Genomic DNA, 23,313 nt, shown 5'->3' on the forward strand with positions numbered 1-23,313 from the left:
CTATTCCTTCGGAGCCGAGTCAGGGATTCCGAGTTCGTTGTTGATGAAATCGAAAATTTCGGCATCAGAGGCCGAGTCGATTTCCGCGATCACCGTCGGGACGGCAGCGCCCGACTCTTCTTCGACGGGATTCAATTTCAACAGGAACTGTTGGAGACGGGTGGTTAGCCTGGTACGCCCGGCCAGGGAGAGGCCAGCCGCGACAGACTCGATCTTGTCGAGTTCCTTGAGCACCGCCTGGTCGGGCTCGGGCTGAGCCTTGGTCAGCTTTTCCAGGAGGAAGTCCGCCAGCGCAGCCGGCGCCGGGTGGTCGAAGACGGTGGTGGAGGGCAATCGCAGGCCGGTGGCGGCGTTGAGTCGGTTACGCAACTCGACGGCGGTCAGTGAGTCGAACCCCATGTCGAGGAAGCCGCGGTCGGCGTGGATATGGTCGGCTGAGTTGTGGCCGAGGACCAGTGCCGCGTTGAGTCGTACCGATTCGAGTAGTAGTTGTCGCTGTTGTGGTGTGCTGAGGCCGGCCAGTTGGGTAGCGAGCCGGGTGGTGTTCTCACCACCGGGTGGTGTGTGGCGGGGGGACACGGGTCGGTGGGCCAGCGAGTCCAGGATCGGGGAACGGTCGGGGTGGCGCCGTAGTGCTGGTAGGTCCCAGCGGGCGGCGACTACCTGCGCCCGGTCCTGACCGACGGCGGTGTCCAACAGGTGTAGTCCCTGTTCGGTGCTCAACGCCCGGATCCCGCTACGTGTCAACCGGTCACGGTCGGTGTCGGACAGCCCGCCGGTCAGCCCGGTACCGGTCTGCCACAATCCCCACGCCACACTCGTCGCGGGTAGCCCGACAGCCCGCCGGTGCTGCGCCAACGCGTCCAGGAACGTGTTCGCCGCCGCGTAGTTACCCTGCCCCGGGTTACCCAGCACCCCGGCCACCGAGGAGAACAACACGAACGCCGACAACGGCATGTCAGCGGTCAACTCGTGGAGATGCCACGCCCCGTCGACCTTCGGTCGTAGCACCGCCGACATCCGCTCCGTGTTCAGTGACTGCACCACACCGTCATCCACCACACCCGCGGCGTGGATCACCGCTGTCAACGGATGCCGCTGATCCACCTGCGCCAACACCCGCGCCAACCCGGCCCGGTCACCACTGTCACACTCCCGTACCCACACCCGCGCGCCCGCCGCTTCCAACCCCGCGCGTAGCTCCCCCGCACCCGCGGCGGCCATACCCCGACGACTCACCAACACCAACCGCCGGACTCCGTACCGGCGCACCAGGTGCCACGCCGTCAACGCCCCCAAACCACCCGTACCACCAGTGATCAACACCGTCCCCGACGGGTCCAACCCCCCGAACCCACCGCCGCTGGCGGGCACCGGTTGTGCGGGCAACCGCGACAACCGTGGCCTCAACACCACCCCACCACGCACCGCGACCTGCGACTCACCACCCGCCAACACCCCCGACAACACCCGCCAACCCACCACCCCACCATCACCATCGACCAACACGAACCGCCCCGGATGCTCCCGCTGAGCCACCCGCACCAAACCCCACAAACACGCCGCCGCGAGGTCGTCCACCGCCTCGTGCGGGACCGTGGCGACCGCCTGACGGGTCACCACCACCAGCCGGGCGTCAAGGTCACGAGCCAGCCAGTCCCGCAGCACCCGCACCAACGCGGCACTCACCTGATGCGCCCGCCGCACCACGTCCGCGTCTCTACCAGCCGTCTCGGGATCCACCACGTACAACACGGTGTCCGGAGCATCCACCGCCTCAGCCAACGCGGCCACGTCCGGATACACCGGCACCCCGTCCCACCCCGACCCCGACCCACCCGAACCCAGCAACGCCCACCCCACCGGCACCGCCACCTCGTCCGGGACCACCACACCCAACCGCTCCCACACGACGTGGAAGTTGTGCCGGTGTTCGGAGTCGCTTTCGAGCTTGTCCGGGGCGACCGGCCGGACCGTCAGCGTGTCGACCGAACAGATGGTGTGTCCGTACGCATCGCTCAGGTGCAGAGCCATGCTCGAATCTCCCGACAGCGTCATGCGGACGCGCAACGTTGTCGTTGCCGTTGCCGAAGCGGCGACCCGCACGCCGCTCCAGGAGAAGGGCACCGGGATCTGCGGGGTAGAGCCGTCTCCTCGGGGCTTGCCGGTGCCCAGGGGGTGAGCGTCGGTGAGGAAGATCGTTTGTATCGCGGCGTCGAGCAGGGCCGGGTGGACGATGAAGCCCTCATCCGACTCATCGCCGGAAAGCTCCAGCTCGGCGTGGAAGACGTCGCCTGCGCGCCAGGCGCTCTTCAAGCCCTGGAAGACCGGGCCGTAGTCGAGACCGTGATCGGAAAGATTGTCGTAGAAGCTCTCGATGTCGATGGGACTGCCGGCCGGATCCCACGGTCCGTCGTCCGGACGAGGCCCGGGGTTGTCGTCGACACCCAGGACGGCGGTGATGTTCTGGGTCCACGGCGTGTCCGGCGCGTCCGCGTCGAGGCGCCGCGACTCCACCTTCATGTCCCGGGTGCCGTCGCCGGTCGGTGGTCCGACCGTCACGTGGATCTGTACGCCTCCTCGCTCGGGCAGCGTCAGCGGTTCATGAACGTTGAGTTCTTCGATGTGGTTGCAGTCGGTGTGGTACGCGGCGTGCAGGGCGAGTTCGAGGAACGCGGTGCCGGGTAGCAGGACGGTGCCGGTGATGGCGTGGTCGGCGAGCCATGGATGGGTGGCTGTGGAGATCGTGCCGGTGAACACCCGCCCACCGTCGGGCAACTCCAAACCCCCGGCCAGCAGCGGATGCCCAGTAGCGGTCAACCCCGGCACCGTGACACCACTCGGCGCAGGATCCAACCAGTAGCGCTGGTGTTGGAAGGGGTAAGTGGGCAGGTCTGGTAGGTGTGTGGGGGTTGGGGTGTCGGGCAGGTTCAGGGGTGCGCCGTGGGTCCAGGCTTGTATCGCGGAGGTGAGGAATCGGTGGTAGCTGCCGTCGTTGCGGTACAGACTCGCGATCGCTGTGGCGGGGGTGGGGGTGGGGTGGGCGTCGATGGTGTCCTGGATAGCGGTGGTCAGCACGGGGTGGGCGCTGGCCTCGATGAACAGGGTGTAGCCGTCGCCCAGTAGTGCCTGCACGGTGTCCTGTAGGCGTACCGGCTCGCGGAGGTTGCGGTACCAGTACTGGCTGTCCAGACCGGTGGTGTCGTAGGGGGCGGCGGTCACGGTCGAGTAGAACGCGACGCTGGTGGCCGCCGGCCGGATGTTCGCCATGCTGGTGAGCTGGTCGCGGAGCACTTCGACCTGCACGGAGTGGGACGCGTAGTCGACCGGGACCAGCCTCGCGCGTACCGACGTGTCGGCGTAGAAGGTGATCAGCGCTTCCACGTCGGCGGGTGGACCGGACACGGTGGTGGACAACGGGCCGTTGACCGCGGCGATCTGCACCCCACCGGCCCGAGTGCCCAACGCGTCGATGTCGGCCCGGACCCGGTCGGCCGACGCCGCGACGTGCGCCATCGCACCGGTACCCGCGACCACCCGCAACGCCTGGCTACGCCCGACCACCAGCCGTAACGCCTCCGCCAGGTCCAACGCGCCAGCGACGTACGCGGCGGCGATCTCGCCTTGTGAATGCCCGACCACCGCGTCCACGACCACACCCGTGTGCTGCCACAACCGGGCCACAGCCGTCATCACCACGAACAACACCGGCTGGATCACATCCACCCGCTGCCACACCGGATCATCAGCCCCGGCCCGCAACACCTCCCACAACGACCAGTCCACACACTCCCGCAACACCTGCGCGCACTCCCGCACATGCGCCGCGAACACCGTGCTGGACTCCACCAACTCCAACGCCATCCCCGGCCACTGCGACCCCTGCCCCGGGAACACCAACACCGTCCCGCCCACACCCACCCGACCAGACACCACCCCCACACCCGGCTGCCCCACCCCAAACGCCCGCAACACCGCCTCACCATCACCGGCGTCGTTCACCACGACACCGGCACGGAAACGATGCTGGGTCCGCGTCGTGACCAACGCGGCCCCGATGTCAGCGGCCCGGTACCCGGGATGCGCGGCCACATGATCCGCCAACCGCAACGCCTGCGCCCGCAACGCCTCCACGGACCTCGCCGAGATCAACCACGGCACCAGCCCACCACCAGCGCCAGTGCCAGTGCCGGTGTCACCATCGCCGGCGCCGCCGTTGGTGGTGCTGGTGCCGGTGTCACCGCCGTCGGTGGTGTCGGTGTCATCGCTGTTGTCGGTGGTGAGGGGTCCGGTGGCGGTGGGGGGCCCAGTGTTGGTGGGGGGTGCTTCGAGGATCAGGTGGGCGTTGGTGCCGCTGATCCCGAACGATGACACCGCCGCCCGGCGGGGACGACCGGTGTCCGGCCACGGCACCGTCTCGGTGAGTAGCGCGACCCGGCCGGTGTCCCAGTCCACGTGTGGGGTCGGGGCGTCCACGTGCAGCGTGGCCGGCAGCAGGCCGTGCTGGATGGCCTGCACCATTTTGATCACACCGGCGACACCCGCCGCGGCCTGGGTGTGGCCGATGTTCGACTTGACTGATCCCAACCACAACGGATGACCAGCCTCACGGCCCTGCCCGTAGGTGGCCAGCAACGCCTGCGCCTCGATCGGGTCACCCAACGTCGTGCCGGTCCCGTGCGCCTCCACCACATCCACATCCGTGGCGTCCACACCCGCGTTCGCTAACGCCTGCCGGATCACCCGCTGCTGCGCCGGACCGTTCGGCGCGGTCAGCCCGTTCGACGCCCCGTCCTGGTTCACCGCGCTACCCCGGATCACCGCCAACACCGGATGCCCGTTCCGGCGTGCGTCTGACAGGCGTTCCAGCAGGATGATGCCGGCGCCCTCACCGAAGCCCGTGCCGTCGGCCGCGGCAGCGAACGGCTTGCAGCGGCCGTCGGGTGACAGGCCGCGTTGGCGGCTGAACTCGATGAACAACTGGGGTGTGGCCATGACCGTGACGCCGCCGGCCAACGCCAGGTCGCACTCGCCTGATCGCAGGGCCTGGCCGGCCAGGTGCAGTGCCACCAGTGATGAGGAACAGGCGGTGTCGACGGTGATGGCGGGGCCTTCCAGGCCCAGGGTGTAGGAGATCCGGCCGGACGCGACGCTGCTGGAGCTGCCGTTACCGATGTAGCCTTCGAAACCGGAGGGGGCCGGTTGCAGTCGGGTGCCGTAGTCGTTGTACATCACTCCGGTGAACACACCGGTACGGGTGCCCCGCAACGTCTCCGGCGGGATCGCGGCACGCTCCAACGTCTCCCACACCGTTTCCAGCAGCAACCGCTGCTGCGGGTCGATCGCGAGCGCCTCACGAGGGCTGATGCCGAAGAACTCCGCGTCGAACTCGTCGGCGTCGTAGAGGAAACCACCCTCCCGGACGTAACTCTTACCCACCCGTTCGGGATCCGGGTCGTAGAGCCCCGCCAGGTCCCACCCACGACCCGTCGGGAACCCCCCGATCACATCCACACCATCGATGACCAGCCGCCACAACTCCCGGGGGAGTACACCCCACCCGGATAGCGGCAGCCCATCGCCACGATCGCGATCGGCTCACCACCGTCGACCGTCGTCGGTGACGCGACGGTGGTCGTGGGGACCGAAGCGGTCAGCTGGTGCAGGATCTGCTCGGCCAACGCCGAGGGAGTCGGGTGGTCGAAGACGGTGGTGGAGGGCAATCGCAGGCCGGTGGCGGCGTTGAGTCGGTTACGCAACTCGACCGCGGTCAGCGAGTCGAACCCCAGTTCCTGGAACGGCTGGCCCACATCGACCGCTCCCACCTGGTCGTGACCCAGCACCTCAGCGGTGTGCGACCGCACCACCTGCAGCACCACCGACCGCTGTTCCGATGTGCTGAGGCCGGCCAGTTGGGTAGCGAGCCGGGTGGTGCTCTCACCACCGGGTGGTGTGTGGCGGGGGGACACGGGCCGGTGGGCCAGCGAGTCCAGGATCGGGGAACGGTCGGGGTGGCGCCGTAGTGCTGGTAGGTCCCAGCGGGCGGCGACTACCTGCGCCCGGTCCTGACCGACGGCGGTGTCCAACAGGTGTAGTCCCTGTTCGGTGCTCAACGCCCGGATCCCGCTACGTGTCAACCGGTCACGGTCGGTGTCGGACAGCCCGCCGGTCAGCCCGGTACCGGTCTGCCACAATCCCCACGCCACACTCGTCGCGGGTAGCCCGACAGCCCGCCGGTGCTGCGCCAACGCGTCCAGGAACGTGTTCGCCGCCGCGTAGTTACCCTGCCCCGGGTTACCCAGCACCCCGGCCACCGAGGAGAACAACACGAACGCCGACAACGGCATGTCAGCGGTCAACTCGTGGAGATGCCACGCCCCGTCGACCTTCGGTCGTAGCACCGCCGACATCCGCTCCGTGTTCAGTGACTGCACCACACCGTCATCCACCACACCCGCGGCGTGGATCACCGCTGTCAACGGATGCCGCTGATCCACCTGCGCCAACACCCGCGCCAACCCGGCCCGGTCACCACTGTCACACTCCCGTACCCACACCCGCGCGCCCGCCGCTTCCAACCCCGCGCGTAGCTCCCCCGCACCCGCGGCGGCCATACCCCGACGACTCACCAACACCAACCGCCGGACCCCGTACCGGCGCACCAGGTGCCACGCCGTCAACGCCCCCAAACCACCCGTACCACCAGTGATCAACACCGTCCCCGACGGGTCCAACCCCCCGAACCCACCGCCGCTGGCGGGCACCGGTTGTGCGGGCAACCGCGACAACCGTGGCCTCAACACCACCCCACCACGCACCGCGACCTGCGACTCACCACCCGCCAACACCCCCGACAACACCCGCCAACCCACCACCCCACCATCACCATCAACCAACACGAACCGCCCCGGATGCTCCCGCTGAGCCACCCGCACCAAACCCCACAAACACGCCGCCGCGAGACTGCCGGGATCGGGTGTGTGAAGGGGCTCATCCGGTGAGGTGTTGACCGCTCCACGAGTGACGATCACGAGCCGGCTGTTGGCGAGGTCGTCGGCGCGAAGCCATTCCTGCAAGACATCGAGCAGGCCGATCGCCGTGGCATGGGCCTGCGCGACCACGCTGCCGGCGGTCACCTCGACTGCGGCGTCCATCGGTGACATGACGACCACATCCGGTACCGCGTCGCCGTTCGCGGTGGCCATCTTCAGAGCGGCGAGGTCGGCATGACGGGTGATCCGTACGTCCCTCAGCTCCCCTGGCTCCGCGGGCCACCCCGCGTCGGGGCCGAGCATCGCCCAGGTGAGCGTGGATGGCTCCGCCGGCGCGCTCTCGGGCATCGGCGACCAGGCGATCTCGTACAGGACGTCGTTTTCGGCCCCGCGATTCGCGGTCACGTTTTCCAGGGCGACCGGGCGCAGGGCCAACGCGTCGACGTCGGCGATCGGTGAGCCGGTCTGATCGGTGATCGCCAGCGTGACGGTCCCGTCCGATGTCGATGACGACCGCACTCGCACCGCGGTGGCACCGCTGGCGTACAGCGACACACCTTTCCAGTGGAACGGGAGGGCGAGCCTGCCACGGTCGTCCGCCTGCAAAGAACCGCCGATGGCGAGCGAGTGCAGGGCCGCGTCCAGCAGCGCGGGGTGAAGACCGAAGCCAGCCGCATCGGCTTCCAGGTCCTCGGGAAGCTCGACGTCGGCGTAGACGTCCGGACCGTGCCGCCACACCCGCCGAAGCCCTTGGAAAGTTTCCCCGTACTCGTAGCCGCGAGCGGCGAGATCCGCGTACAGGGTGTCGGTGGAGAGGGGAACCGATCCGGCCGGGGGCCACACCGCCATCGACTGTCGAGGAGCCGGTGCCGTCATGGTGAGCACGCCCGTCGCGTGACGCGTCCAGTTCCTGGTATCAGATGCCGTGGGGCAGGAGTAGATGGTCAAGGCCCGTCGACCGGATCCGTCGTCGGCAGCGACGAGGGCCTGCACCCGCAGACTCTGATCCACTGGCAGGACAAGGGGCGCTTCGAGCGTAAGTTCTTCGATGTGGTTGCAGTCGGTGTGGTGCGCGGCGTGCAGGGCGAGTTCGAGGAAGGCGGTGCCGGGTAGCAGGACGGTGCCGGTGATGGCGTGGTCGGCGAGCCATGGATGGGTGGCTGTGGAGATCGTGCCGGTGAACACCCGCCCACCGTCGGGCAACTCCAAACCCCCGGCCAGCAGCGGATGCCCCGTAGCGGTCAACCCCGGCACCGTGACACCACTCGGCGCAGGATCCAACCAGTAACGCTGGTGTTGGAAGGGATAAGTGGGCAGGTCTGGTAGGTGTGTGGGGGTTGGGATATCGGGCAGGTTCAGGGGTGCGCCGTGGGTCCAGGCTTGTATCGCGGAGGTGAGGAATCGGTGGTAGCTGCCGTCGTTGCGGTACAGACTCGCGATGGCTGTGGCTGTGGCTGTGGCGGGGGTGGGGGTGGGGTGGGCGTCGATGGTGTCCTGGATAGCGGTGGTCAGCACGGGGTGGGCGCTGGCCTCGATGAACAGGGTGTAGCCGTCGCCCAGTAGTGCCTGCACGGTGTCCTGTAGGCGTACCGGCTCGCGGAGGTTGCGGTACCAGTACTGGCTGTCCAGACCGGTGGTGTCGTAGAGGGCGGCGGTCACGGTCGAGTAGAACGCGACGCTGGTGGACGCCGGCCGGATGTTCGCCATGCTGGTGAGCTGGTCGCGGAGCACTTCGACCTGCACGGAGTGGGACGCGTAGTCGACCGGGACCAGCCTCGCGCGTACCGACGTGTCGGTGTAGAAGGCGATCAGCGCTTCCACGTCGGCGGGTGGACCGGACACGGTGGTGGACAACGGGCCGTTGACCGCGGCGATCTGTACCCCACCGGCCCGAGTGCCCAACGCGTCGATGTCGGCCCGGACCCGGTCGGCCGGCGCCGCGACGTGCGCCATCGCACCGGTACCCGCGACCACCCGCAACGCCTGGCTACGCCCGACCACCAGCCGTAACGCCTCCGCCAGGTCCAACGCGCCAGCGACGTACGCGGCGGCGATCTCGCCTTGTGAATGCCCGACCACCGCGTCCACGACCACACCCGTGTGCTGCCACAACCGGGCCACAGCCGTCATCACCACGAACAACACCGGCTGGATCACATCCACCCGCTGCCACACCGGATCATCAGCCCCGGCCCGCAACACCTCCCACAACGACCAGTCCACACACTCCCGCAACACCTGCGCGCACTCCCGCACATGCGCCGCGAACACCGCGCTGGACTCCACCAACTCCAACGCCATCCCCGGCCACTGCGACCCCTGCCCCGGGAACACCAACACCGTCCCGCCCACACCCACCCGACCAGACACCACCCCCACACCCGGCTGCCCCACCCCAAACGCCCGCAACACCGACACCGCACCACCAGCGTCATCCACCACGACACCGGCACGGTGAGCGAACACCGCCCGCCGACCCAACACCCCCGCGACAGCCGCCACATCCACATCCGCACGACCAGCCACAAAATCCGCCAACCGCAACGCCTGCGCCCGCAACGCCTCCACCGACCTCGCCGAAAACAACCACGGCACCACATCGGTGTCGAGGGGCAGGTCTGGTAGGTGTGTGGGGGTTGGGGTGTCGGGCAGGTTCAGGGGTGCGCCGTGGGTCCAGGCTTGTATCGCGGAGGTGAGGAATCGGTGGTAGCTGCCGTCGTTGCGGTACAGACTCGCGATCGCTGTGGCGGGGGTGGGGGTGGGGTGGGCGTCGATGGTGTCCTGGATAGCGGTGGTCAGCACGGGGTGGGCGCTGGCCTCGATGAACAGGGTGTAGCCGTCGCCCAGTAGTGCCTGCACGGTGTCCTGTAGGCGTACCGGCTCGCGGAGGTTGCGGTACCAGTACTGGCTGTCCAGACCGGTGGTGTCGTAGAGGGCGGCGGTCACGGTCGAGTAGAACGCGACGCTGGTGGACGCCGGCCGGATGTTCGCCATGCTGGTGAGCTGGTCGCGGAGCACTTCGACCTGCACGGAGTGGGACGCGTAGTCGACCGGGACCAGCCTCGCGCGTACCGACGTGTCGGTGTAGAAGGCGATCAGCGCTTCCACGTCGGCGGGTGGACCGGACACGGTGGTGGACAACGGGCCGTTGACCGCGGCGATCTGTACCCCACCGGCCCGAGTGCCCAACGCGTCGATGTCGGCCCGGACCCGGTCGGCCGGCGCCGCGACGTGCGCCATCGCACCGGTACCCGCGACCACCCGCAACGCCTGGCTACGCCCGACCACCAGCCGTAACGCCTCCGCCAGGTCCAACGCGCCAGCGACGTACGCGGCGGCGATCTCGCCTTGTGAATGCCCGACCACCGCGTCCACGACCACACCCGTGTGCTGCCACAACCGGGCCACAGCCGTCATCACCACGAACAACACCGGCTGGATCACATCCACCCGCTGCCACACCGGATCATCAGCCCCGGCCCGCAACACCTCCCACAACGACCAGTCCACACACTCCCGCAACACCTGCGCGCACTCCCGCACATGCGCCGCGAACACCGCGCTGGACTCCACCAACTCCAACGCCATCCCCGGCCACTGCGACCCCTGCCCCGGGAACACCAACACCGTCCCGCCCACACCCACCCGACCAGACACCACCCCCACACCCGGCTGCCCCACCCCAAACGCCCGCAACACCGCCTCACCATCACCGGCGTCGTTCACCACGACACCGGCACGGAAACGATGCTGACTCCGCGTCGTGACCAACGCGGCCCCAATATCCACCGCCCGATACCCAGGATGCGCGGCCACATGATCCGCCAACCGCAACGCCTGCGCCCGCAACGCCTCCACCGACCTCGCCGAAAACAACCACGGCACCGGTCCACTGCCACCAGTGCCAGTGCCGGTGGGGGGTTCGGGAGTGCTTGTGCTTACGGTGGGGGGTGCTTCGAGGATCAGGTGGGCGTTGGTGCCGCTGATCCCGAATGATGACACCGCCGCCCGGCGGGGACGACCGGTGTCCGGCCACGGCACCGTCTCGGTGAGCAACGCGACCCGGCCGGTGTCCCAGTCCACGTGTGGGGTCGGGGCGTCCACGTGCAGCGTGGCCGGCAACATGCCGTGCTGGATGGCCTGCACCATCTTGATCACACCCGCGACACCCGCCGCTGCCTGGGTGTGGCCGATGTTCGACTTCACTGATCCCAACCACAACGGATGACCAGCCTCACGGCCCTGCCCGTAGGTGGCCAGCAACGCCTGCGCCTCGATCGGGTCACCTAATGTCGTGCCGGTCCCGTGCGCCTCCACCACATCCACGTCCGTGGCGTCTACACCCGCGTTCGCTAACGCCTGCCGGATCACCCGCTGCTGCGCCGGACCATTCGGCGCGGTCAGCCCGTTCGACGCCCCGTCCTGGTTCACCGCGCTACCCCGGATCACCGCCAACACCGGATGCCCATTACGACACGCATCCGACAGGCGTTCCAGCACCAGCATCCCGGCGCCCTCACCCCAACCGACACCGTCAGCCGCCGCCGCGAACGGCTTGCACCGACCATCCGGCGACAGACCCCGCTGCCGACTGAACTCCAGAAAGATCCCCGGACTCGCCATCACCGTCACACCACCGGCCAACGCCAGGTCACACTCACCCGACCGCAACGCCTGACCCGCCAGATGCAACGCCACCAACGACGACGAACACGCCGTGTCCACTGTCACCGCCGGACCCCGAAGCCCCAACGAAAACGACACCCGCCCCGACGCAACACTCACCGCATTACCCGTCAACAGGTGGCCGCCGACATCGTTCGATGCCTCGTGCATGCGGGGCCCATAGTCCTGACCCATGGCACCGACGAAGACGCCCGTCAGTGTGTCGCGCAGCGTCCCAGGGTCGATACCCGCCCGTTCGATCGCTTCCCACGACGTCTCCAGCAGCAGCCGCTGCTGGGGATCCATCGCCCTGGCTTCCCGGGGGCTGATGCCGAAGAACGCGGCGTCGAACTGATCCGCGTCGTAGAGGAAGCCGCCGTGCCTGGCATAGGTCGTGCCGGCATTGTCGGAGTCCGCGTCGTACAGGTCGTCGAGGTTCCACCCGCGGTCGCCGGGAAAAGGCCCGACAGCGTCTCCACCGTCGAGGAGTAGCTGCCACAGCTTCTCCGGGCCGTCGGCACCGCCAGGAAACCGGCAGGCCATACCGACCACGGCGATCGGTTCGTCGGTCCTGCTCAGCATCGACGGCGCGGCGATGGGGGCCGGTACGGCAGGCGCCAGCCCGTTGACGATGAACTCGGCGACCCCGCCCGGCGTGGGGTAGTCGTACGTGAGCGCAGCGGGCAGTCCCAGCCCGGTCGTCTCGGCGAGGCGATCCCGCAGTTGCACCGCCGACACCGAGTCGAAGCCGAGTTCCTTGAACGTCCTGCCGGCGTCGATCGCCTCGCCCGTCACGTGTCCCAGAACGATGGCGATCTGGGTACGGAGAAGGTCGAGTACCGCCTCCGTCCGTTCCGCTCTGCTGCGTCCCGCGAGCCGACTGCGCCACGGCGAGGCATTGGTCGAGTCGTCGTCGCCGGACGGGGTGGCGGAGGAGGTCCGGGCATCGGACGGCCAATACCGCTGCCGCTGGAAGGCGTAGGTCGGAAGCGGGACCCGACGACCGGAGGCACCCAGGACGCGGCCCCAGTCGACGTCGACACCGGCGACGTACAGCCGGGCCAAGGCCGCCATCACGGTCCTGGCGTCGGCGTCGCCACGGTCCGTCGTTGGGTCGGGGCGTACCTCGCCGGCGGCGACGGTCCCGGCACCGAGTTCGAGGAAGGCGGTGGCGCCCGCGGCTCGCAGCGTCCCGACTGCGGCCTCGGAGTCCGCCGCGTGGCGTGCGCCATGCACCCAGTGCTCCGGCGTGCGCAGCGTGTCGACATCGACCGCCTGGCCCGTGGCAGCGGAGAAGAGGGGGAGGCGCGGCGCCGCGAACGACAGCGTGGCGACCGTACGCCGGAACTCCTCGCCGGCGAACGTGGCGCACCCGTCGCCGACCGGCGCGTCGGCGCCCAGCGACGCGAGGAGACGGGCTCGGGCCCTGAGCAGTACGTGGGCATCGGTCAGTGTGAGGATTCCCGCCGCATGGGCGGCAGCGACCTCTCCGGCCGAGGCACCGACGAGGGCTGCGACCGGCACGCCCCAGGACTCGTACAGGCGGAACAGGGCGATGTGCGTCGCGAACGACGTCGCGTCAGGGTTCGCGGGATCGTCGGTGCGTTCGAACGCCTCGGCGAAGGCGGGGAACTCTTCGTGGAGGTGCCAGCCCAGCTCCGGGAAGTCGGCGCTGTCACCGGTGAACACGACGGCCAGCCGGTGTCCCCGGGTGGCCCTGCCGGTGAGGAGACGCCCGTCGGCCGATCCCTGGATCACCGCGTCGAGACCGCTCAGCAGTGCCTCGCGTCCGGCGCCCAGCAGCACGGCGCGGTGCTCGAAATGGGTACGCGTGGTCGCCAGGGACCGGCCCACGTCCACCGTTGCCAGGTCGGCGCGGCTGCTCAGGTGGTCCCGCAGCCGGCTCGCCTGGCCCCGGAGCGCCGACTCCGAGCGTGCCGAGATCAGCCACGGCACCAGCCGGTGGTCGGATTCCGCCTCGCTGATCGGGGCCGGTGCGGCAGCGGCGGGTTCGGCCAGGACGACGTGGCAGTTGGTGCCACCCATGCCGAACGAGCTGACCCCGGCGACCAGCGGACGGTCACCCGGCCAGGGCGTGAGGGTGGTCTGCACGCGCAGGTTGAGACGATCGAGCGGGATGTCGGGATGCGGGGTGCGGTGGTTGAGGCTGGGCGGAAGCAGCCGGTGGTGGATGCTCAGGACGGCCTTCAGCAGTCCGACGATGCCCGCAGCGCCTTCGAGGTGCCCGACGTTGGTCTTGGCCGAGCCGACGAGCAGGCTGCCCTGATCGGCCGTCCGGGCGCCGCCGTAGACGGATCCGAGCGCGGCCGCCTCCACGGGATCGCCGACACGCGTGCCCGTTCCGTGCAGTTCGACGTACTGGACCGCGGCCGGCTGCACCCCGGCACGTTCGCAGGCGCGGCGCAGCACGTCGGCCTGTCCGGCTGTGCTCGGGACCGTCAGACCGTCGGTCGCGCCGTCGTTGTTGACCGCCGTGCCGTGGATGACACCGTAGATGCGGTCTCCGTCGGCCACCGCCTGAGCCATGGGTTTGAGGACGACGAATCCACCGCCCTCGCCGCGCACGTAACCGTTGGCCCGGGCGTCGAACGTGTAGCAGCGGCCATCCGGGGAAAGAGCTCCGAACCGGACGGTCTTGGCCGTGCTGGCCGGATCGGTGATCAGGTTCACCCCGCCGACGAGGGCGAGGGTCGATTCGCCGGAGCGCAGGCTCTCGCACGCGAGATGGACCGCGACCAGGGATGAGGCCTGGGCCGCGTCGATGGTGAGACTCGGGCCGAGCAGCCCGAGCAGGTACGAGATCCGGTTGGCGATGATGCCGCGGTTGGTGCCGGTCATCGCGTGCCGGTCGTAGCCTTCGCCGCGGTGCTGCGCGAGCGACACCGCGTGGTCGTCGGCGATGGCGCCGACAAAGACGCTGGTACGGGTGCCGTTGAGCGTCGGGGGCGGGATGGCGGCGTCTTCCAGCGCCTCCCAGCCCAACTCCAGCATCAGCCGTTGCTGCGGGTCCATGCTGACCGCTTCGCGCGGGGAGATCCCGAAAAACTCCGCGTCGAATTCGTCGACGTGGTCGATGAGCCCGGCGTACCGGAGGCGGGTGTCCGGCGGTTCGAGGGCATCGGGGTCGGCCGGGTAGCGTCGGCTCAACGTCTCCCGGACGGAGTCGGTGATCGCGCTGGTGCCGCCCGCCAGTAGGTCCCAGAAGGCAGCGGGATCGGGAGCGCCGGGAAGCCGGCAGGACAGACCGATAATTGCGACGCCCTGCTCGGGCGAACAGTTTTCCCCAGCGGCAGCGTGATGACCGGTCATGCTTGGATGCTGAATAGATCAGCTAAGGGAAACCTTGCCGGACCCTAAAGGGCCGTGCGCCGCCGTCCGCAGCCTGACCGGCGTACCGGCCTGGGCGAGGGACAGCGCAACGGACCGGAATTTTAGCGGCGTTTTGGTGGGGTCCTGTCCGCGGTCTAGCGGCGCGTGATGCGATCGGGCAACCGGATTACCAAGGCTGGCGTCTCTGGGCACGAAATGGCAATTCGGGAGTGAGTGATCGCTGCCAAATTCCTGGAGTTAGCGTGCGTGTATTGTTCGTTCCGCTGGCTGCGGCCGGCCATTACTACGCGATGGTGCCGCTCGCCTGGGCTCTGCGTGCGGCCGGCCATGACGTGCGCGTGGTCGGCGAGCCCGCGACGCTCGGCATGATCGAGAGGTCGGGACTGACCGCGCTGCCCGTCGCGGGATCCTCCGGCGTCATGACGAACATCAGGATGTCCGTCGACGCGTTGCGTCAGGAGACCGGCAAGAGTCTGGCTGACTTCGGTGACCTCGAATCCATGCCCCCGGACGTCCGGCAGCGGTTCAAGGAGCTGCGGCGGGAGGCGTTCGCCGGCACGGCCGCCTCGATGGCGGACGAGCTGGTGCACTTCGCGCACTACTGGCGGCCGAACCTCGTGGTCACCGACCCGGTGATGTTCGCGGGGCCGCTCGTCGCCGCGGTGGCCGGGGTGCCGGTCGTGCGCCACCTGTCCGGACCGCTGCTTCCCACGGCGGGACGGTCGCTCGGGGACGGCCTGCCGGTCGAGCGATGGCCTGCGTCGTTGCGCGCGCTGTTCGACCGTTTCGGCGCCGAGGCGCGGCCCGATCCGATGACGGCGACCGTCGACCCCTGCCCGCCGATGCTGATGACCACGGCCCCGCCCAACCGCATCGGCATGCGGTACGTGCCCTACAACGGCTCGGGGGCGATGCCCGGGTGGTTGCGGCGGCCGGCGACGCGGCCGCGGGTGTGCGTCTCCTGGAGCATGAGCAACACGGCGAGCTCCGGCGACCGGAACTACCCGGCGGCCGTGATCTCGGCGGCGCTCCGTGACCGCGGTATGGACGTCGTGGTCACCGTCAAGGAGAGCGATCGGGCGAATCTCGGTCGGGTGCCGGACGGCGTACGGGTCGCCAGCGAACTGCCGTTGCAGCTGGTGGTTCCCTCCTGCGCCGCCGCCGTCAACCACGGTGGTGGTGGCACGTCGCTCACCGTCGTCACTCACGGTGTGCCGCAGGTGATGACACCGCAGGACCCGGCACACGTCGTGCACGCCGAACGGATATCGGCGGTGGGCGCCGGAGTCGCACACCGCACGCGTCCCATCGACGTCGCCGCCATCGCCGACGCGGTGGAGTCGATGGTGTCCGACGACCGGTGGCGGACCGCCGCCCGGAAGGTCCAGGAGGACAACTCCAGTCAGCCGTCACCGCTGGAGGCGGTACGGGAGTTGGAGAACCTCGTTACGGCCGGATCGATCCGGTGAACGCTCCCGACAACACGGCGCGGCGCTTCACGGAGTCCGCCCTCGCCGAGCACCAGCCCTCCTCCATCGCGGATTTCCACTCCTGGTGGGCGGAACGCCTGCGCGCCGGGGTCTTCGAGGTCGCCCCGATTCCGTTCGCCGAGCTGAACGGGTGGTACTTCGCACCCGACGGCGGAAACCTGGTGCACAAGAGCGGACGGTTCTTCGAGATCGGGGGCATGCACGTCGCCGCCGACGGCGGTGAGTCGTGGTCACAACCGATCATCAATCAGCCGGAGATCGGCATCCTCGGGATCCTCGTCAAGGAGTTCGACGGCGTGCTGCACTGTCTGCTGCAGGCCAAGATGGAGCCGGGGAACATCAACACCCTGCAGTTGTCGCCGACGGTCCAGGCGACGCGCAGCAACTACACGCGGGTGCACGGCGGCAACGAGATCCGCTACCTGGAGTATTTCCGGGGGCCGAAGCGCGGGCGGATTCTCGTCGACGTGTTGCAGTCCGAGCAGGGTATGTGGTGCTGGCGCAAGCACAACCGGAACATGGTCGTCGAGGTCACCGGTGACATCCCGGAACACGAGGACTTCCGCTGGTTGCCGTTGAGCCAGGTGTGGCGGCTGCTCTCCGTCGAGAACCTGGTGAACATGAACGCGCGCACGGTTCTGGCCTGCCTGCCGCTGCAGCGGCCGCCCGCCTCGGCGGCGACGGCCGGCTCCAGCTTTCATGAGGCGTTGTACCGCTCGTACGAGAAGGGCGACGGCGAGTCGCGCAGCCTGCACTCGCTGACCGAGATCGTCAGCTGGTTCACGGAGATGAAGACGCGCAACGAGTGGCGGTCCAGCCTCATCACGCTGGACAAGGTGACCCGCTTCTCGCGGACCGCCGACGCGATCGCCGACGACGACCGGAACGGTTTCCAGATCATCGCTCGGCGGGTACGTGCCGAGAACCGCGAGGTGACCGAGTGGACCCAGCCGCTGCTCGCCCCGCGGCGTCAGGGACTGGCGGTCTTCCTGGCCCGCGAGATCATGGGCGTCATCCACGTGCTGATCCGGGCCCGGCCCGAGCCCGGGCTGTTGGACCGGGTGGAGATGGGGCCCAGTGTGCAGCTCGCCCCGACCGGCGCCGTCGCCTCGGTCGTCGGTCCGGAGCCGTTCTACGAGTACGCGGTCGGCACCGACGCCTCGCGGGTGCGCTTCGACGCCGTGATGTCCGAGGAAGGGGGCCGGTTCCACCACGCGCAGACGCGGTATCAGGTCATCGAGGTGGGCGACGACGTCCCGGTGGAGACGCCGGAGAACTACTGCTGGCTGACCCTCGACCAGATCATGGAGCTGGTACGGCACGGTCACTACCTGACCATCGAAGCCCGCAGTCTCCTCACCTGCGTTCATTCGCTGTGGTGACCGCGGACATGTCGGCGATGCCGGCCGCGGCGGCGGCCCCGCCGGTGCGTTTCGCCGTGCTCGGGTGCGCGGACATCGCATGGCGCAACATCCTCCCGGCGATGAGCACGGTCGATGATGTTCGCGTCGTCGCCCTGGCCAGCCGCGACGGCGCGAAGGCGGCGAGGTTCGCCGGCCGTTTCGGCGGTGATCCGGTCGAGGGGTACGCTCGCGCCGTCGACCGGCCCGACGTCGACGCCGTCTACGTCGCCCTGCCCACCGCCCTGCACCACACCTGGACACGGCGGGCGCTCGACGCGGGCAAGCACGTCCTCGTCGAGAAGCCCTTGACCGCCAGCCTGACGGACACCGAGGACCTCGTCGGGTTGGCGCGAGAGCGCGGCCTGGTGCTCATGGACGGCTTCCAGTTCCTGCACCACGCGCAGCACGCGGCCGTACGAACAATGGTCGACCAGGGCAGGATCGGGCAGCTCCGCGAGTTCACCGCCGTGTTCGGCATTCCTCCGCGCGCCGACGACGACATACGTTACCGGCCGGATCTGGGCGGAGGCGCGCTGCTCGACGTGGGCGTCTACCCGGTTCGCGTGGCACAGCTCTTCCTCGGCCCGGACCTCGAGGTGGTGGGTTCGCTGCTGCGACGGGACGCGCGGCGCGGCGTCGACATCAGCGGCGCCGCCCTGCTGGCCTCCCCGCAGGGGATCCCCGCACACCACTCCTTCAGCTTCGCGGCGTCGTACCGCTCCGGTTATGCGCTGTGGGGCAGCGAAGGCTCGCTGATCGTCGACCGCGCCTTCACGCCGCCGGCCACCTTCCGCCCGGCTATTCGCCTCCAATCGCAGGGTACGACGGAGGAGATCTTTCTCGATCCCGACAATCAATCGGCCAACCTGGTGCGCGCGTTCGTGCGTGCCTTACGACAGGGCATCGACATGGAGTCGTACGGCGAGAGCCTCATCCGACACGCGGCAGTCGTCGATCAAATTCGTGACCAGGCGCGGTGGACCACCATCGACGGCGAATCCTGAAAGGAGATTGCGCGTGGAAATCATCGGCCGCGGGTTCATCGCACAGAATTTGAGAGCACTGGCCGACAAGCATCCACATGTCGTCACGTTGGCCTCCGGCGTGTCACAGGTGGACGGGGTGAGCTCGGCGGAGTACCAGCGTGAGGCGGAACTCGTCTACGAGACGATCGCACGCTGCCAGCGACAGGACAAGACGCTGCTCTTCTTCTCCACCGCGAGCGCCGGCATGTACGACGCCATGCGCGGATGCCGTGGCCGCGAGGACGACCCGGTATATCCGGGCAACTCGCACGGCAGGAACAAGCTGCTCCTCGAAACCGTCATCCGATCCTCCGGTGTCCGTTTCCTGATCCTGCGCCTCAGCCACGCCTTCGGCGTCCACCAGGCGTCCCACCAGCTCATCCCGTCGCTGTACCGGGCTGTGCTGTCGGGGAAGGTACGCATCCACCGCGGCGCCTCCCGGGACATCATCCACGTGTCCGACGCCGTGACGATCGTGGACCAGCTGCTGGCTGCGGGCATTACTCAGCAGGTCGTCAACGTCGCTTCGGGCGTGACGGTCCCCTCCGAGGCGATCATCGATCATCTCGCGTTCCGGCTGGGCCGCACGATCGAGCAGCGGACCGTCGTGGACGGCGATGCCTCGGTGTGCCTGGTGTCTCTGGAGAAGCTGCGGAAACTGGTCCCGGCGGTGAGTGGGCTGGGCTTCGGCGACGACTACTACAAGACGGCTCTCGACCGGTACATCGCGGGATGCGATCCCGTCGGTGCCTCCTGGACGGGCGCCACGAACGCGGGCAGGTCATGAGCGGGTACCTGGGATGCCGCCGAGCGGCGGCGAGGATGGGAGCGAAACCATGAGAGTGCTGTTCATGCCGCTGGGCCTGTCGACGCACTATCTCCATCTCGTGCCGCTCGCGTGGGCGTTCCGCTCGGCGGGGCACGAGGTGCGGATCGCCAGCCAGGGCCAGGCGGTCGAGTCGATCCTGCGATCCGGGATGACGCTCTCCCACGTCGGTCGCGACTACGACTTCGTGGAGAACTGGAAGCGTACGCTCGTCGAGCTGGGCCGGACCATCGAGGCGGGTGACGATCGGCGAGCGGAGGCGGCGAGACGGTCCCCCGAGGAGCGCGAGCGGCTCATCAACCTGCGTACCGAGCCGTTCCTGAAGAGCGCGGTGGCGATGATGGCGGATCTGATCCCGCTGGCCCGTTCCTGGCAGCCGGATCTCGTCATCGCCGACCCGCTGGTTCTCGCGGCTCCGCTGCTGGCCAAGAGCATCGGGGTGCCGCTGGTTCACCACCTGTACGGTCCGGCGGTCAACGAACGGGTGGGCTTCGGCGGGGTCGGTCCCGGCACCATGCCCTGGCCCGACGGCCTGCGTCAACTGTTCGCCGACTACGGCCTTGCGGCTCGGGCCCAGTACTCGGTCCGGGCCGTCGACCCGTGCCCGGACAGCCTGCAGTTCCCGGGCGTGCCGAACCGGCTGCCGATCCGCTACGTGCCGTACAACGGTCCAGGGGTCGCGCCCGCCTGGTTGTCCGAGCCGGTCGCACGCCCCCGCATCTGCGTCACCTGGGGAGCCACACACACCGAGATGGTGGGGAGCAGCAACTTCCTGGTGCCGCAGATCCTGACCGCGTTGGAGGGCATCGACGCCGACGTGGTGGTCGCCGTGAGCGCCGCCGACCGGGACCTCGTGACGGCGACCTCACCGAACGTCCGGATCGAGGTCGGGCTGCCGTTGCACACGCTGCTGCCGACGTGCGACGCGATCGTGCACCACGGCAGCTCGGGAACGATGCTGACCGCGGCGTCCGCCGGTGTGCCCCAGGTGATCGTTCCGGTCTTCATGGACCGCGCCGAGATCGCTCAGCTCGTGGCCGACTCCGGGGCCGGGGTGCACGTGCCGCTGGAGACCGCCGACACGGCTCACCTCAGCGCCGCGGTGACCCGGGCCCTGTCGGATCCGACGATGAAGAAGTCGGCCGAGTCGCTACGCCAGGAGATGCTCGCGACACCTTCCCCGTCCGAGGTGGTCAAGACCCTCGAAGAGTTGTCCTGAGAGGTCATGGTGAAAGCTCTCGTGTTGTCCGGCGGGGCCGGCACCCGGTTGCGTCCGTTCACGCACAACGGTCCCAAGCAGCTGGTGCCGGTGGCGAGCAAGCCGGTTCTCCTGCATGCCCTTGAGGCGATCACCGCCGCTGGCATCACCGACGTCGGCATCATCGTCGGCGACTCGGGCAAGGCGATAGCCGAGGCCGTGGGTAACGCCTCCTACCTGGGCATCTCGGTCGAGTACATCGTGCAGAGCGAGCCGCGCGGCCTGGCGCACTGCGTACTCATCGCCCGGGACTTCCTCGGCGCCGACGACTTCGTGATGTACCTTGGCGACAACATCTTCGTCGGTGGCATCGGCGCTGCGGCTGCCGAGTTCCGGCGCACCCGGCCGGCGGCTCACCTGGTCCTGACGAAGGTCGCGAATCCGTCGCAGTACGGCATCGCCGAGCTGGACGGCGCGGGCAGGGTCACCCGGCTGCAGGAGAAGCCGGCACACCCGAACAGCGACCTCGCGGTGACCGGCGCCTACTTCTTCACGCCGGAAATCCACGAGGCGGTCCGCAGCATCGAGCCGAGCGGACGTGGCGAGCTGGAGATCACCGACGCCGTCCAGTTTCTGATCGAGCGCCGACGCAACGTGACCGCGCAGTTGTTCCCTGGTTACTGGGCGGACACCGGCACCCTGGGCGATCTTCTGGAGTGCAACCGGGTTCTCCTGGAGGGCATCGCGCCCGCGACTCACGGGCTGGTGGACCACCGGTCGCAGCTCTCCGGTCCCGTCATCGTCGAGGCGGGGGCGGTCGTGCGGCGATCGACGATCACCGGTCCGGTGATCATCGGTGCCGGCAGCGTCATCGAGGACAGCCGGGTGGGGCCGTTCACCTCCATCGGCCGAGGGTGCCGGCTACGCGCCGCCGGCGTCGAGTACTCGATTCTGCTGGACGACGCGTCCGTGTTCGACGTCGGCGCCCTCGCCGGCTCGATCATCGGCAAGGGGGGTCAGGTGCGTCGCGCGCGTAAGGACGCGGCGGCTCACCGCCTGTTGATCGGCGACGACAGCCACGTCGAGGTCTCCGCCTGACCACCGATCGATGCCGAGGAGGACGACATGCGTGTTCTTTTCACCACGACGCCGCTCACCGGGCACTTCTTCCCGCTGGTGCCGCTGGCCTGGGCGTTCCGAATCGCGGGTCATGACGTGCTCGTCAGCACCTCGGACAACTTCGTGGAGCCCGTCCTGCGCTCGGGCCTGCCGGTCGCCGCGACCGGCCCGGCCGCGGACCTGACCGAGATCGGCCGAGCCGGACGCCCCTCGGAGCCGGACGCGGTGATCGGCCGGCGTCACACCCACGGGCGTGCGTTCGCCCGCATCGCCCGGCAGAACTTCGCGGGAACCCGGAGCCTCGTCGACTTGTGGCATCCCCACCTCGTCGTCAGCGAGCGCGCCGAGTTCGCCGGTCCGCTCGCCGCCCTGGCCGCGGGCGTCCCCTGGGTCTCGTATCACTGGTCGGTGTCCCAACTGCCCGAATACCGGGACGCCGGCGCGGAAGAGTTCTCGGCCGAGCTGAGCGACCTGGGATTCGCCGGAATCCCCGCCCCGCAGCGCGGTCTCAACCCGTGGCCGGTCAGCCTCCGGTTGCCGCACGCGTCGGACCACCTGGGGGTACGTCACGTCGCCTCCAGCGGGGAGGCTCCCCTACCGGACTGGGCGTTTCGCACCCCCGACCGGCCGAGGATCTGCGTGACGCTCGGCACCGTCGTGCCCCGGGCCGCGGGTGACGACGCCTCCGACTTCATGCTCGCCATGCTGGACCACCTGGCGGCGCTGGATGTGGAACTCGTGGTGGCCGTCGACGACGACATCGCCGCACGTTGGCACCGGTTGCCGCCCGCTGTCCTGCACGCCGGCCGCATCCCCTTCGGCAGTGTGCTGCCCTCCTGCGCGGCGATCATCCATCACGGCGGGCAGGGCACCGCCCTGAATGCCGTCGCGGCGGGGCTTCCTCAGCTGGTCCTACCGTGGTTCGACGACCAGTTCGACAACGGTATGACGCTCGCCGAGTCGGGCGCCGGCCTCATGCTGTCCCCGCCGGAATGCACGCCGGAAGCGGTGGCGCGAAGCTGCGCCCGGCTCCTGGCGGACGAGAAGCACACCGATGTGGCCGCCACCCTGGCCCGGGAGATGGCTCTGCTGCCGCTCCCGTCGGCCGTCGTCGCACACTTCACCGATCTGGACGCGAAATAAGAACGCCAATTAGAAGCCCTTTGGAAGCGCCGGGAAGAATCCGGATACCGGCCACGGGGATCACCTGTCGGTCCGGATCCGAAGCAGCCGCGCATCGCGGC

General features: G+C 68.9%; 9 protein-coding genes. 7 read left to right on the forward strand and 2 right to left on the reverse strand.

Going from position 1 to position 23,313, the window contains the following annotated elements; translation table 11 throughout:
- Together GA0070604_RS33720 and GA0070604_RS33725 are read right to left on the reverse strand one after the other, a co-directional pair.
- Positions 1–5,508: a type I polyketide synthase gene (locus GA0070604_RS33720; RefSeq protein WP_141721362.1), complete on the reverse strand. Its 5,508-nt coding sequence runs from the start codon at positions 5,506–5,508 to the stop codon at positions 1–3.
- Positions 5,505–14,987: a type I polyketide synthase gene (locus GA0070604_RS33725; RefSeq protein ID WP_141721363.1), complete on the reverse strand. Its 9,483-nt coding sequence runs from the start codon at positions 14,985–14,987 to the stop codon at positions 5,505–5,507. The genes GA0070604_RS33720 and GA0070604_RS33725 overlap by 4 nt, the downstream gene beginning before the upstream one ends.
- A 230-nt stretch (positions 14,988–15,217) precedes the next feature.
- Here GA0070604_RS33725 and GA0070604_RS20730 point away from each other — a divergent pair, with 230 nt between their 5' ends.
- The 7 genes from GA0070604_RS20730 to GA0070604_RS20760 are packed head-to-tail and all read left to right on the forward strand — an operon-like array spanning position 15,218 to position 23,212.
- Positions 15,218–16,477: a nucleotide disphospho-sugar-binding domain-containing protein gene (locus GA0070604_RS20730; RefSeq protein ID WP_141721364.1), complete on the forward strand. Its 1,260-nt coding sequence runs from the start codon at positions 15,218–15,220 to the stop codon at positions 16,475–16,477.
- A complete protein-coding gene (locus GA0070604_RS20735; protein WP_091120954.1) occupies positions 16,474–17,880 on the forward strand; it encodes an NDP-hexose 2,3-dehydratase family protein in 1,407 nt (468 codons plus the stop codon). Before GA0070604_RS20730 ends, GA0070604_RS20735 begins: the two co-directional genes overlap by 4 nt.
- 8 nt (positions 17,881–17,888) lie before the next feature.
- Positions 17,889–18,905: a Gfo/Idh/MocA family protein gene (locus GA0070604_RS20740; protein WP_244162031.1), complete on the forward strand. Its 1,017-nt coding sequence runs from the start codon at positions 17,889–17,891 to the stop codon at positions 18,903–18,905.
- Positions 18,865–19,713, forward strand: coding sequence for an NAD-dependent epimerase/dehydratase family protein (locus GA0070604_RS20745; RefSeq protein ID WP_208602140.1), 849 nt, complete (start codon positions 18,865–18,867; stop codon positions 19,711–19,713). Before GA0070604_RS20740 ends, GA0070604_RS20745 begins: the two co-directional genes overlap by 41 nt.
- A 49-nt stretch (positions 19,714–19,762) precedes the next feature.
- On the forward strand, positions 19,763–20,971 hold the full coding sequence (locus GA0070604_RS20750; RefSeq protein ID WP_167363538.1) for a nucleotide disphospho-sugar-binding domain-containing protein: 1,209 nt from the start codon (positions 19,763–19,765) through the stop codon (positions 20,969–20,971).
- A gap of 9 nt (positions 20,972–20,980) precedes the next feature.
- Positions 20,981–22,048 (forward strand): glucose-1-phosphate thymidylyltransferase, encoded by a 1,068-nt coding sequence (locus tag GA0070604_RS20755; protein ID WP_091127299.1) that lies wholly within the window; start codon positions 20,981–20,983, stop codon positions 22,046–22,048.
- 27 nt (positions 22,049–22,075) lie between these two features.
- A complete protein-coding gene (locus tag GA0070604_RS20760) occupies positions 22,076–23,212 on the forward strand; it encodes a nucleotide disphospho-sugar-binding domain-containing protein (RefSeq protein ID WP_091120959.1) in 1,137 nt (378 codons plus the stop codon).
- Positions 23,213–23,313 lie beyond the last annotated feature (101 nt).

It is taken from the genome of Micromonospora eburnea, assembly GCF_900090225.1.
GTDB lineage: Bacteria > Actinomycetota > Actinomycetes > Mycobacteriales > Micromonosporaceae > Micromonospora > Micromonospora eburnea.